Origin of the sequence: Paractinoplanes ovalisporus, from assembly GCF_016834655.1 — a bacterium.
Classification (GTDB): Bacteria; Actinomycetota; Actinomycetes; order Mycobacteriales; family Micromonosporaceae; genus Actinoplanes; species Actinoplanes ovalisporus.
In genome coordinates, this window is sequence record NZ_JAENHP010000020.1 from 91,425 (window position 1) to 104,619 (window position 13,195).

General features: G+C 70.1%; 10 protein-coding genes. 5 read left to right on the forward strand and 5 right to left on the reverse strand.

Annotation, left to right across the window (positions count from 1 at the left end; genetic code table 11):
• Window positions 1-9 precede the first annotated feature (9 nt).
• The 3 genes from JIG36_RS39310 (at window position 10) to JIG36_RS52725 (ending at window position 4,613) form a co-directional block, all read left to right on the forward strand.
• Window positions 10-3,045 (forward strand): discoidin domain-containing protein, encoded by a 3,036-nt coding sequence (locus tag JIG36_RS39310; RefSeq protein WP_307873090.1) that lies wholly within the window; start codon window positions 10-12, stop codon window positions 3,043-3,045.
• Window positions 3,046-3,357: 312 nt separating this feature from the next.
• Window positions 3,358-3,732, forward strand: coding sequence for a VOC family protein (locus tag JIG36_RS39315; RefSeq protein WP_203381546.1), 375 nt, complete (start codon window positions 3,358-3,360; stop codon window positions 3,730-3,732).
• Window positions 3,733-4,046: 314 nt separating this feature from the next.
• A complete protein-coding gene (locus JIG36_RS52725; RefSeq protein WP_203381547.1) occupies window positions 4,047-4,613 on the forward strand; it encodes a DUF305 domain-containing protein in 567 nt (188 codons plus the stop codon).
• Window positions 4,614-4,734: 121 nt separating this feature from the next.
• On the opposite strand, the gene JIG36_RS39325 is transcribed toward JIG36_RS52725, so the two are convergent.
• Window positions 4,735-6,132: a DUF1996 domain-containing protein gene (locus JIG36_RS39325; RefSeq protein WP_438870790.1), complete on the reverse strand. Its 1,398-nt coding sequence runs from the start codon at window positions 6,130-6,132 to the stop codon at window positions 4,735-4,737.
• A 158-nt stretch (window positions 6,133-6,290) separates the two neighbouring features.
• On the opposite strand from JIG36_RS39325, the gene JIG36_RS39330 reads away from it, so the two are divergent.
• Complete coding sequence (locus JIG36_RS39330) at window positions 6,291-7,325, forward strand: LacI family DNA-binding transcriptional regulator (protein WP_203381548.1); 1,035 nt, start codon at window positions 6,291-6,293, stop codon at window positions 7,323-7,325.
• A gap of 175 nt (window positions 7,326-7,500) precedes the next feature.
• Here the strand turns inward: JIG36_RS39330 and JIG36_RS39335 are convergent, their stop codons facing one another.
• From JIG36_RS39335 to JIG36_RS54420, 3 genes are read right to left on the reverse strand one after another with little or no spacing between them, the layout of a single operon-like run.
• Window positions 7,501-8,601: a calcium:cation antiporter gene (locus JIG36_RS39335; protein ID WP_203381549.1), complete on the reverse strand. Its 1,101-nt coding sequence runs from the start codon at window positions 8,599-8,601 to the stop codon at window positions 7,501-7,503.
• Between the two features lie 27 nt (window positions 8,602-8,628).
• Window positions 8,629-9,267 (reverse strand): response regulator, encoded by a 639-nt coding sequence (locus JIG36_RS39340; protein ID WP_203381550.1) that lies wholly within the window; start codon window positions 9,265-9,267, stop codon window positions 8,629-8,631.
• Window positions 9,264-11,291 (reverse strand): sensor histidine kinase, encoded by a 2,028-nt coding sequence (locus JIG36_RS54420; protein ID WP_203381551.1) that lies wholly within the window; start codon window positions 11,289-11,291, stop codon window positions 9,264-9,266. Before JIG36_RS54420 ends, JIG36_RS39340 begins: the two co-directional genes overlap by 4 nt.
• Before the next feature lie 159 nt (window positions 11,292-11,450).
• Here JIG36_RS54420 and JIG36_RS39350 point away from each other — a divergent pair, with 159 nt between their 5' ends.
• Window positions 11,451-12,455 carry a glutathione S-transferase family protein gene (locus JIG36_RS39350; RefSeq protein ID WP_203381552.1) on the forward strand — a complete coding sequence of 335 codons (1,005 nt, stop codon included), beginning with the start codon at window positions 11,451-11,453 and terminating at the stop codon, window positions 12,453-12,455.
• A 20-nt stretch (window positions 12,456-12,475) separates the two neighbouring features.
• On the opposite strand, the gene JIG36_RS39355 is transcribed toward JIG36_RS39350, so the two are convergent.
• The gene (locus tag JIG36_RS39355; protein WP_203381553.1) at window positions 12,476-13,120 is read right to left on the reverse strand and encodes an NAD-dependent epimerase/dehydratase family protein; all 645 of its coding nucleotides are present in this window, start codon (window positions 13,118-13,120) and stop codon (window positions 12,476-12,478) included.
• Window positions 13,121-13,195: the final 75 nt, after the last annotated feature.

The window sequence follows — 13,195 nt, forward strand, 5'->3', positions numbered from 1 at the left end:
GGAGTTTCCGTGAACACGGCTTCCTCCCCGCCACGACTGTGGCGCCGCCTCGCCATCCCCGTTGTCACCGCCCTCGCCGCGGCCGGCCTCGCCGTCACCGCGCACGGCAGCGCCTACGCCGCCGACACCCTGCTCTCGCAAGGCAAACCCACCACTTCCTCGTCGAACGAGACCGTGGACACCGTGGCCGCCAACGCGACCGACGGCAACCCGGGCACCCGTTGGTCGAGCCAGTTCTCCGATCCCCAGTGGCTGCGGGTCGACCTCGGCGCCACCTCGACCATCACCTCGGTCGTCTTGCAGTGGGAGAACGCCTACGGCACGGGATACCAGATCCAGACCTCGGCCGACGGCAACAACTGGACCTCGATCTACACGAAGACCGGTGGCACCGGCGGCACCGAGACGCTCACCGTGAACGGCAGCGGCCGCTACGTCCGCATGTACGGCACGACCCGAAACGGCGGTTACGGATATTCGCTGTGGGAGTTCAAGGTCTACGGCACGACCGGGCCGACTACACCCCCGACCACCCCGCCGACGACCCCTCCGACCCAGCCTCCCGGTGACTTCACCACGGTCTGGGAGGACAAGTTCGACGGTGCGGCCGGCACTTCGCCGTCGTCGGCCAACTGGCTCATGCGCACCGGCACCAGCTATCCGGGCGGCGCCGCCAACTGGGGCACCGGCGAGGTCGAGACGGCCAGCAACAGCACGGCCAACGTCTCGCTCGACGGCAACGGCCGGCTGAACATCAAGGCCATCAAGGACGGCAACGGCAACTGGACCTCGGGCCGGCTCGAGACCCAGCGCACCGACTTCGAGCCCCTGGCCGGCCAGCAGACCAAGTTCACCGCCGTGCTCAAGCAGCCGGACGTCGCCAACGCGCTCGGCTACTGGCCCGGCTTCCGGGCGACCGGCGCCGCTTACCGGGGCAACTACAACAACTGGCCGGGTGTCGGCGAGACCGACATCATGACCAACGTCAACGGCCGCAGCCAGCTCGCGCAGACCCTGCACTGCGGCACCGCCCCCGACGGCGTGTGCGCCGAGTACAACGGCCGTTCCTCCGGGTTCGCCAGCTGCACCGGCTGCCAGACCGGCTATCACGAGTACACCCAGATCATCGACCGCACGAAGACCGACGAGGAGATCCGCTTCTACCTCGACGGCCGGCAGACCTGGATCGTGCGCCAGTCGCAGGTCGGCGTCGCGGCCTGGAACGCGGCCGTGCACCACGGTTTCTTCCTGCGGCTCGACCTGGCGATCGGCGGCTCCCTGCCGAACGCGCTGGCCGGGCGCACCACCCCGACCGCCGACACCACCTCGGGTGGCGTGCTCAGCGTCGACTCGGTCAGCGTCGCCCGCACGGCCACCGGCACCGTCCCGCCGGCGATGACCGACCCGGCCGCGCCGACCCAGCCCAACGTGGTTCGCGTGACCGGGAGCCAGGGCAACTGGCAGCTGCAGGTCAACGGCGCGCCCTACCAGGTCAAGGGCCTCACCTACGGCCCGCCGCAGGCCGCCGCCGACGGTTACATGCGTGACCTCAAGAACATGGGCGTCAACACGATCCGCACCTGGGGCGTCGACGACGCGAACACCCCGACGCTGCTCGACCGGGCCTCGCGACAGGGCATCAAGGTGATCGTCGGGCACTGGCTCAACCAGGGCGCCGACTACGTGAACGACACCGCCTACAAGAACTCGGTCAAGGCCGAGATCGTGGCCCGGGTCAACACGCTGAAGAACAACCCGGGCGTGCTGCTCTGGGACGTCGGCAACGAGGTCATTCTGACCATGCAGGACCACGGGCTCTCGGCGGCCGAGGTCGAGGCGCGGCGGATCGGCTACGCGAAGTTCGTCAACGAGCTCGCGGTGGCGATCCACGCGGCCGACCCCAACCACCCGGTGACGTCGACCGACGCCTACACCGGAGCCTGGCCCTACTACAAGCAGTACGCTCCCGCGCTCGACCTGCTCGCGGTCAACTCCTACGGCGCGATCGGCAACATCTACCCCGACTGGGTGGCCGGCAACTACACCAAGCCGTACATCATCACCGAGGCCGGCCCCGAGGGTGAGTGGGAGGTGCCCAACGACGTGAACGGGGTGCCGACCGAGCCGAGCGACCTGAAGAAGCGCGACCAGTACGCGAGCAGCTGGGCCACGATCAACGCGCACCCGACCGTGGCGCTGGGCGCGACCGAGTTCCACTACGGACTCGAGAACGACTTCGGCGGGGTGTGGCTCAACACCACCACCGGCGGGTGGCGGCGGCACGGCTACTACTCGCTGAAGAAGGCCTGGACCGGGCAGACGCCGGCCAACACGCCGCCGGAGATCACCAGCATGACGGTGGCCAACCAGACCGCCGTACCGGCTGGAGGGTCTTTGAATGTGTCGGTGAACGCCACCGACCCGCAGGGTGACCTCATCCGCTACAACCTCATGTACTCCGACAAGTACGCGGGCGGCGGCACCGGGCTGACCAACGTGACCTTCACCGACAACGGCAACGGCTCGTTCACGGCCAAGGCGCCCGAGCGGCTCGGGGTGTGGAAGGTCTACGTCTACGCCTTCGACGGGCAGGGCAACGTCGGCATCGAGCAGAAGTCGATCCGCGTGGTGGCGCCGCCGGAGACCGGCACCAACCTGTCGCGCGGCAAGACCACGACGGCGTCGACCTATCAGCCCACCGGCACCAACGGGCCGCAGCTTCCCTCGTACGCGACGGACGGCGACTATGGCACCCGCTGGGCCAGTGAATGGGTCGGCACGGCCTGGCTGCAGGTCGACCTGGGCTCGGTGCAGTCCTTCAACCACGTGCGGCTCGCGTGGGAGGCGGCCTACGCCACCGGCTATCAGATCCAGACCTCCAACGACGGCACCAACTGGACGACGATCTATTCGACGGCCGGCGGGGACGGCGGTTTCGACGAGCTGAGCGTGTCGGGCACGGGCCGATACGTCCGCATGAACGGGACCGCGCGGGCGACCACCTATGGCTACTCGCTGTGGGAGTTCGGCGTCTATCGCCGCTGACTCGGGGGATGAGGGCGTCGCGGCGAGAGCCGCGGCGCCCTTCTTCATGCGGGACCACCACCGGGCGGCCGTGACGCGAATGTCCATACCCGTAAGACGCCTCGAGAGACCCCGGCTGCTTACCGGCGCGCGGAGCGAATTCCCGCTTGAGGGACGCCGGCTGCTTGCCGGACTCACGGCGTCAATTCCCGTTCGACGGACGTCGGCTGCTTGCCGGGCTCGCGGCGTGAATTCTCGCGGGTGACCCCGTACTTTCGGCCCTTCTGCCGCCGAGGCGACAGGCCTAGGGTCTGCTGACGAGGAGGTGGCGACATGGACAAGGTGATCCATTTCGAGCTGCCGTTCGACGACGGTGAGCGTGCCACGACGTTCTACCGCGAGGCCTTCGGCTGGGAGCTCGACTCGATGCCCCAGTTCCAATACACGATGGTCACGACCACACCCACCAACGAGCAGGGCCGGCCCGCCGAGCCCGGTGGCATCAACGGCGGCATGATGGCCCGCCAGGGCCCGATCACCGCCCCGATCGTCACGATCGGCGTGGCCAGCATCGACGAGGCCGTCGCCACGATCGAGAAGCTGGGCGGCAAGCTGGCGATCGGCCGTCAGCCGGTCGGCGACATGGGCTTCAGCGCGTATTTCCACGACACCGAGGGCAATCTGGTGGGCCTCTGGGAGAAGGCCTAGGAGGCACGGTCAGGGCGGCTCTGCGTAGGCCTTGCGGGCGCGACACAGCCGGCGCCTCGAGCCACGGACGCGGCAGACCGGTCCGTGCCCGGGGCGCGGCTCGAGGGCTCGACACTGAGTACGGCGCGCCCTGGGCCGCGGGCGCGGCGGGGGCTCGACTGTGGGTGCCGGCGGAAGCCGGAGACGGGAGTCGGCGGCTTGAATAACAGAAAATGAGAGCGTTCTATGAGGGTGGGCCATTGTTACGGTCCCGTTGCCATCTATCAATATCGAATCGTTGACACTGGTGGCATTAAACGGCCAGACTCGCGAACGTGAAATATGTTCCCCGCCTTCTGATGGTTGCGGTACTTGGACTGGCGGGCTGCTCGAGCTCGGGCACCGGCACGGAGGGCGCGCCCGCCCCACAGGCCAGCGTGCAGGGGGCCGTGGCCGGGTTCGGCGGCACCGACCTGGCCTGGATCGAGATCAACATCGCGATGGACGAGGAGCTTCTTCCGCTGCTCGAGCTGACGCCCAAGCGCACCCAGGACGCCGCGACGCTGGCCATGGCGCTGCAGGTCAAGGCGTTCACCGAGGCCGAGCTGAGCATTCTGCGGCAGCTGCACACGCGCGCCGGGCTGCCGGCCGAGAACCCGCACAAGGGCATGCCGATGCCGGGCATGGTCACTCCGGAAGACTTGGCGGGGGCCAAGCAGCTCGTCGGCGAGGCGTTCGACACCACGGTGGCCAAGCTCATCAAGGCCCATCTCGAACAGAGCCAGAGCCTCGCCCGCAGTGAGGACAAATCGGGGGTCGAGCCCCAGACGCGCAGTTTGGCATTGCAGATTCTGCGCACCCGGGAAGTGGCGTTGTCCACAATCCCGAGCAGCGCGCCCTGATTGTGTACGGCACGAAAACGGGCGCCGTCGCGAAGACGGCGCCCGTTTGTTCAGGCGACCGGCGGGCTGCCCCGCCACCACGCTTCGGCGTTGTCGAAACGGGTCACCTCGAGCTCGATGGTCACGGCAACACGTAGTTCTCGTTGAGCGCCGCGCCCCGGTCGGGCTTGTAGAGGTCGAAACCGCGCGGGTCGCACTGCAGGCCGCCGTTGATGCAGTGGCGGGTGAGGGCGGCCAGCGTCGGCGGGTCGAACGCGTTGAAGACGTCGTAGTGGAACGAGAAGCCGCGACCGCTGGAGAAGCGGACGTTGCTCATGTTCCCGCTGACCGGCCACGCCATCTTGAACTCGATCATCGGGACGGCCACCGGGTGCGAGCTCGGGCAGACGCCGAGAACCGGGTACGCCATGTGGCTCTTGTGGTCGGGCGTGTCCAGGTGCAGACCGTTCCAGCAACTGGGGGCCTGGAAGCGGACGTTCAGCTGGGTGCCCGGCGCGCAGTTGGCCGGAATGTCCCAGTTGAACGACAGGTCACCGCACTCGAAGCCCTCCACCGCGCCCGGATGGTTGCGGAAGTCCTCGAGGCTGGCGGTCGGGCTGCCGACCACGTAGCGCAGACCCTCGGGGAACGGGCGCACGCTGCGGTAGTCGATGACACCGGACTTGTAGTAGATGGTCTGGCGGCCGACGGGCTGCACGGCGGTGTCGCCGTTGAGCAGCGTCGGCATCCAGTAGCCGGTCTTGTCACCGGGCGTGATGCACGAGGTGCTGCCGGCCTTGAGGCTGTTGACCGTCGTGTTCGCGTTCGTGGTGGTGTTGCCCATGAACGTGTGCGAGTGCGAGGCGCCGGCCAGGCCCGGGAAGACGATCGGGTCGTCGTTGAGGTTGGTGCGGCTCACCGAGCAGTTCATCTGGAACTCGTGGTGCGTGGTCGGCGGGTTGGTGTCCGGCGGCACGGCGGTCGACGGGACCACGCCGGTGACGGGCGGGTTGGCCATCACGTAGCCGGGACCGCTGGTCGGCGGCGTGGACGTGTAGGTGCCGTAGACCTGGAACTCGTACAGCGAGTAGCCGTAGCCGGTGCCGCGCTGCGTCCCGTACATGCGGACGTAGCGGCCCGAACCGCTGACCGACAGGGTCTGAGTGCCGCCCGTGGCCGTGGTCGTGCTGTAGACGTTCGTCCAGTTGGTGCCGTCGGCCGACGTCTGGATCTGGAAGGCCTTGGCGTACGCGGCCTCCCAGGTGAGCTTGACCTGGGAGACGGTGGCCGTGCTGCCGAGGTCGACGCGGAGCCACTGCGGGTCGCTCCACGCGCTGCCCCACCGGGTGGTGGTGTTGCCGTCGACGGCCGCGGCGGCGGGCGCGCCACCGTTCTCGGTCGACGACGCGAGCGTGGGTTTTCCCTGCGAGATAAGGGTGTCGGCCGCCGAGGCGGTGTGGACACCGGTGAGGACGGCGGTCACGGTGAGGGCCGCGACCGCGCTCAGGGCCAGGATGCGCCTGGGTCGATGGGGATTCACGAAGGTCTCCTTCGGGGATTGGAGAGCGCTTTCCGAGTGTTACGCCACGATGTCAGGGGCGTCAATACGTACGCGGGTTTCCGCTGGTTCCGGAACTTGGCGCCGTTCGCGTATCAGGCTCAGGGAGAGCGCTCTCCTCCTGTGCTATAAAGACGTCTATGCGAACCGAGCGGCTCCCGACTCTCGAGGACGTGGCCCGGATCGCCGGGGTGTCCCGGGCCACCGTCTCCCGCGTGATCAACGGGATCCGCAACGTCGACCCCCAGCTGCACGAGGTCGTGTGGGACGCGGTGGGGCGCACCGGCTACGTGCCGAACCGCCTCGCGCGGTCACTGGTCACCCGCCGTACGGGCACGGTTGCGCTGGTCGTCTCCGACTCCGAGGCGCACGACGATGACCCGTTCATGGGCCGCTTCTTCGCCGACCCCTATTTCGGGCGGGTCGTCGGCGGCCTGATGAGCGTGCTGCGGGAGAAGGGCGTGCAGCTCGCCCTGCAGATCGTCGGGAGTGACGACCAGCGCAGACGACTCGTCGGCGACCTGCGCAACGGCCAGGCCGACGGCGCGATCGTGCTGTCGCTGCCGCCGATCGACCCGCTGCCCCGCATGCTCACCGAGGGCAGCGTGCCGGCGGTGCTGATCGGGCGGCCCTCCGAGCCGGTGCCGATCGACTACGTCGACCTCGCCAACGACACCGGCGCCACACTGGCCGCCGAGCACCTGCTGGCCCGTGGCTGCCAGCGCATCGCGATGATCTCGGGCCCGGCCGACGTGCCGGCGAGCAGCGACCGCATCGCCGGTTTCCGCCGCTCGATGGCCCGCCGCGGCCACGGCTGGGTGCCGACCGAGACCGGCAACTTCACCCGCGACAGCGGCGAGACCGCCATGCGGGCCCTGCTGGCCGGCAACCCGGAACTGGACGGCGTCTTCGTGGCCAACGACCTGATGGCGCTGGGTGCGCTGGCCGCCCTTCGGGAGGCCGGCCGGCGCGTGCCGGAAGACGTGGCGGTGGTCGGTTTCGACGACAGCAGCGCCGCCGTGGCCGCCTCCCCCGCGCTGACAACGGTCCGTCACCCGCTCGAAGACATGGCCGCCGAGGCCGCGCGACTGCTCCTGGCCCGCATCGAAGACCCGGCCATGCGCGTCTCGTCCGTGATCTACGAGCCCGCCCTGATCGAGCGCGACTCCGCCTGACCGCGGCCGCCGCTGGACGTGTGCCGCGAACGGGAGGCGGCCCGGGTGACCACCGCCCCACGGCCGGCGCCCGCTTTTGCGGCCTTGAGTTTCACGCAGCTCGCGTGCGGCAGCCGCCGAAGGCGGAGAGCTGCCCTGGTGCTTTTGGAGGAGCCGACGAGGCGTACGTCTGCGGCTAGGGGCTGGCGGCCAGGAAGAGGAACGCGGCCAGCAGCGCCAAGTGCACGCCGCCCTGGAGGACGTTGGCCCGGCCGGGGACGATGGTGAGGGTGCCGACGCCGACCGTGAGCGCCAGGAGCACCATCTGGGTGCCGCCGAGGCCGAGCAGCAGCGGGCCGTCGAGCCAGATCATGGCGATGGCGATCGCCGGGATGGTGAGGCCGATGCTGGCCATCGCGGACCCGACGGCGAGGTTGAGGCTGGTCTGCACGCGGTCGCGGGCGGCCGAGCGGACCGCGGCGATCGTTTCGGGGAGCAGGACCAGCAGGGCGATCACCACACCCACGACGGCGTGGGGCAGCCCGATCGAGGCGACGCCCGACTCGATCGTGGGCGAGACGCCCTTGGCCAGGCCCACGACGGCGATCAGCGCCACCATCAGCGTGCCCAGGCTGATCAGCGTGGTGCGGCCGGTCGGCGGGTCGAGGTGCTCCTCGGCGTCGATGGTCTTGCCGCTCGTGGTGATCGGGAGAAAGTAGTCGCGGTGGCGGCGGGTCTGAACCATGACGAACAGGGCGTAGAGGCTGAGGGAGGCGACCGCCGCGAACGCCAGCTGGGCCGGGGAGAACTGCGGGCCGGGGCGGCTGGTGGTGAAGCTGGGCAGCACGAGGCTGAGCGTGGCCAGGGTGGCGACCGTGGCGAACGCGCCGCCGGTGCCCTCGGCGTTGAAGACCGCGACGTGCCGGCGCAGGGCTCCGACCAGGATCGAGATGCCGAGCAGGCCGTTACAGGTGATCATCACGGCCGCGAAGACCGTGTCGCGGGCCAGTGACTGCGTCTTCTCGCCGCCGCTGATCATCAGCGTGACGATGAGGGCGACCTCGATGATCGTGACCGCGATGGCCAGCACGAGCGAACCGAACGGCTCGCCGACCCGGTGCGCGACCACCTCGGCGTGGTGCACGGCCGCGAGAACGGCCCCGCCGAGCAGCACTGCGGCGATCACCACCACGGCCGCCGGAAGCTCGCGGCCCCACGTCAACACGAGCGCGACAATGGCGATGATCGGAACGAACACCGTCCATTGCGTCAGATAGCCCTTGATCGAGGTGGACACCTGCCAACTCTGTCAGATTCCGGGCCGTCAGTGGCCCAGTCCGGCCTCGCGGGCACGGACGATCGCCTCGGCCCGGTCGGCCACCTGAAGCTTCGCGAACACGTTCGAGACGTTGTTGCGCACGGTCTTGGGCGAGAGATAGAGCGCGGCGGCGATCTGGCCGTTGGAGCGGCCCGCCGCGAGCAGGTCGAGAATTTCTCGCTCGCGCGCCGTGAGCTGCGGAAACGCCTCGGTCGGGGCGGGCGGGCCGGCGGCGAAGAACTCGGCTATGCGCAGCGCGAGCGTCGCCCCGAACACCGCTCCCCCGGCCGCCACGGTGGTGATCGCGCGGACGATCTCCTCCTGCTCGGCGCCCTTCACGAGATAGCCCCGGGCGCCCGCGCGGACCGCCGCGAAGACGGTGCCGTCGTCCTCGGACATGGTGAGCACCACGATTCCCACGCCGGGGGCGTCGGTCGCGAGCCTGCGGGTCGCCTCGACCCCGTTGAGCCGCGGCATCTGCACGTCCATCACCACGACGTCGGGCTGCAACCGGGTCGCGGCCGCGACCGCCTCGACGCCGTCGGCGGCCGTGCCGACCACTTCGAGACCGTCGACGGAGGCGAGCAGCACGGCCAGCCCGTCGCGGTAGATCGGATGGTCGTCGGCGACGAGTACCCGGATCACACCAGCACCCCCATCGGCAGTCGGGCCCGCACGACCGTTCCGCGGCCGTCGGGGCACTCTATGCGGCAGTCGCCGCCCAGCTCGGCGGCGCGCTCACGCAAAGACACGAGACCGACCCCGCTGGGCGTGCCGGGCGGGATGCCGACGCCGTCGTCGGTCACCTCGATCTCGAGGGCGCCCGCACGGACCGCGAGCGTGATGTGCGCGGTGGTGGCGGACGCGTGCCGGGCGACGTTGGTGAGGGCCTCGGATGCGATGCGGTAGGCGGCGACCTCGACCGCGGCCGGCAGTTGGTCGAGGTCGTCGTGCCCGTCGACGGTGACGGTCAGGCCGGGCGCCTTGAGACGGGCGGCCTGCTGCCGCACGGCCCCCAGCAGTCCCACGTCGTCGAGCGCGGGCGGACGCAGGTCGTGCACAAGACGGCGTACGTCGGAAACCGCCGTGGTCACGTCTTCGCGGGCCTGACGCAGCAGGCGGTCGGCCTCCTCTGGTTTGCGGCCGGCCAGGTTGCGGGCGGCATCGATCCGCAGGCCGACCCCGCCCAGCGTGGGGCCGAGGCCGTCATGCAGGTCGCGGCGCAGGCGGCGGCGTTCCTCCTCGCGGGCGGCGACGATCTGCTCGCGGCTGCGCTGCAGTTCCTGGGCCAGATGGGCCGAGCGGGCCGCGATCGCCGCCTGGCGGACGACGTCGGTGAGCAGGCGGTCGTCGCGGGCCCGGGCCGGCAGGATCACCCGGCCCACCGTCTCGCCGCGATAGGTGATCGGCAGGATGCGGGTCGGGGCCCGAGGCTCGCCCACGGTCGCCACCAGCTGCTCGCCGCTGGGCCGTCTGACCTCGACCTCGACGTAGGGCAGGCGGAACGCCTCGGCGACGGCCCGGGCCACGGCGAGCAGTTCGTCGGACGGCGACTCGGAGCGTTCCAGCTGCTCGGCGAGGCCGGCCACCACCTTGTAAGGGTCGTCGCGGCGGCCCAGCACGAGCCGGCGGATCGCGATCCAGAGCCGGTGACGCAGCGGGCCGTAGCCGGCGGTGACGACCAGCATGGCGACCACGGCGGCGTCCCGTTCGGCCATCCGGCTGCCGAGGAAGGCGCCGGTCGCGCCGAGGATGCACGCGTCGACGACCAGGACGGTGGCGGCCATGGCGCCGTAGAGGGCGGTGCCGCCGAGCAGCCGGTCGACGTCGACCAGGCGGGGCCGGACCAGGCCGATCGTGATCGCGGCGCCGGTCAGCCCCACCGCGGGACCGATCGCGATGCCCGAGAAGGCGGGCAGGACCAGGGCGGACAGGAAGACGAGCACGTCGGCCAGGGCGGCCCAGAGCAGCCAGCGCAGGGCCAGACGTTCGTCGCCGGTGGTGCGCCGGAACGTGCGGACCACGACCGCGAACGAGATGATCATGCCGAGCGGCAGGGCGATCCACATGGCGGTGAGCAGCGGGAGCCACCAGCCGTCGGGCAGCGGGAGCGAGGCCGGGTCGAGGCCGAGCCCGGCGAACACGGCCGGTGACGGCTGACCGGCGCGGGCGTCGGCCACCTGCGAGGGGACGACCAGAGTGGCCAGCGGGGCCAGAGACGCGAGGATCATTCCCCCGTACGCCGCGAGGCGCCACCGCCCGCTCGGAAAGCGCCCGCTCGGGTAGATGAACAGCAGCAGCGGAAGCCAGATGAGCAGCGCGGCGCCGAGGCGGTTGTAGATCCAGAACGCGGCGCTCGCACCCGGCAGGTCGTTCAGGGTCGCATACGCCAGCCAGGTCGCGGCGGCCCCATCGAAGATCCAGTGCAGCCCGGAGCCGACGAGCAGCCAGGCCACGGGATGACGCGGGAGCCGTCGCAGCAGGATCGCCCCGGGGATGAGCAGGCCCAGGCCGGGCAGGCCGACGGTCCACACCATCTCGGTCTGGGTGAGCTCGCGATGCTCGCCCGGCACCTGGAGGTCGAGGATGGTCGCGACAACCAGCACGGCCAGGCCCAGGCCGACCGCGACGGCGGCTGGTGTGCGGGATGCTCGGTCGTCGTGCGTCACGCGGGTCATCGTCGCAGCCGCGGTGTCCCGCGGGCAGCGGGCAAATGTCCTGCCTGACCCGGGACATTCGTGGGGTGCCGCGAGAGCCCGACCCCGTACGAAGGTATGGGGGTGGGCGTTCGCCGGGCACATCGGCCTCGCGGGCCGCAGGATGGTTCCATGGCGTATGTGAACCCGAAGGGCGAATTCAACCGGGACCAGCGGTACATCACGACCCGGATCACCGCGGACGGCCGGGACGGATATCCGGTCGAGCCCGGCCGCTACCGCCTCGTGGTCGCCCGCGCCTGCCCGTGGGCCAACCGGGCGATCATCGTCCGGCGGCTGCTCGGCCTCGAGGACGTGCTCTCGATGGGCATCGCCGGCCCCACCCACGACGAGCGGAGCTGGACGTTCGACCTGGACCCGGACGGCCGTGACCCGGTTCTCGGCATCGAGCGGCTGCAGGAGGCCTACTTCAAGCGGTTCCCCGGCTATGACAAGGGGATCACGGTGCCGGCGATGGTCGACGTGCCGACGGGGCAGGTCGCCACGAACGACTTCGCGCAGATCACGATCGACCTGTCCCTGGAGTGGACCCGCTACCACCGGGAGGGCGCGCCCCAGCTCTACCCGGCCGAGCTGCGTGAACAGATCGACAAGGTCAACCGGTTCGTGTTCGCGGACGTCAACAACGGCGTCTACCGGGCCGGGTTCGCGGGCACGCAGGAGGCCTACGAGCAGGCGTACGGAAGGCTCTTCGCCGGTCTCGACAAGCTCTCGGAGCTGCTGGCCGGGCAGCGCTACCTGGTCGGCGACACGATCACCGAGGCCGACGTCCGGCTGTTCACGACGCTGGCCCGCTTCGACGCCGCCTATCACGGGCATTTCAAGTGCAACCGGAGCAAGCTGACCGAGATGCCGGTGCTGTGGGCCTACGCCCGTGACCTGTTCCAGACGCCCGGCTTCGGCGACACGACCGACTTCGTGCACATCAAGCAGCACTACTACATCGTTCACAAGGACATCAATCCGACCGGGATCGTGCCCGCCGGTCCCGATCTGTCGGGCTGGCTGACCGAGCACGGCCGCGAGAAGCTGGGCGGCCGGCCCTTCGGTGACGGCACGCCGCCCCCGCCGCCCAAGCTTGCCGAGGTGGTCCCCGCGGGTCACGGCGCCGCCTGACCCGCGGCGCGGCCGTGGCGTCAGCGGAAGTCGGCGTTCTCGACGATGTGGTTGGCGTAACCGACCCGGGCCGCCCGGAGCATGGCCTGGCCGAGCTTGTCGGTCGTGGTGACGTATCTGGGGGCGATGCGCTCGAGCAGCGGGACCACCGGCGCCACGGCCGTGTAGACGGCGTTGTACCAGTTGGTCTTCGAGCGGACGCCGTGCGTGGGCTGGATCATCCCCGGGCGGAACGCGTACGCGTTGGGCAGCAGCTCGATGATGTCCAGTTCGGCGCGGCCCTTCACCCGGGCCCACATCTGGCGGCTGTTCGGGTTGGTGCTGGCCCCGGAGACGTACACGAAAGTGGTCTGCGGGTTGAGCTCGGCGAACGTGCGCGCGGCGGCCATCGGGTAGTCGTAGGAGATGCGGGTGTAGGTGGCCTCATCCATGCCGACCGACGAGACACCCAGACAGTAGAAGCAGGCGTCGAAGCCGCGCAGCTCCTCCTTGATCGGGGTGAGGTCGGCGAAATCCTTCAGGCTGACCTCGCGCAGGCGGGGGTGCGAGACGCCGGTCGGGGTCCGGCCGACCGCCAGCACCTGTTCGACGTCGGGAGCGAGCAGGCTCTCGCGCAGCGCGCCCTGGCCGACCATGCCGGTCGCCCCGAAGACCACGACCTTCATCGTTCCCCCCTCGGTGAGCCCTCTCCACTGATCATTTCACTGCCTGCGGGCGGCGTGAGCAGGGCGGCCGAAAAT

Coding starts and splice junctions, on each gene's coding strand:
- JIG36_RS39330 (WP_203381548.1), top strand. CDS start 6,291: ATGCGAACCGAGCGGCTCCCGACTCTCGAGGACGTGGCCCGGATCGCC.
- JIG36_RS39350 (WP_203381552.1), top strand. CDS start 11,451: ATGGCGTATGTGAACCCGAAGGGCGAATTCAACCGGGACCAGCGGTAC.
- JIG36_RS39315 (WP_203381546.1), top strand. CDS start 3,358: ATGGACAAGGTGATCCATTTCGAGCTGCCGTTCGACGACGGTGAGCGT.
- JIG36_RS39355 (WP_203381553.1), bottom strand. CDS start 13,120: ATGAAGGTCGTGGTCTTCGGGGCGACCGGCATGGTCGGCCAGGGCGCG.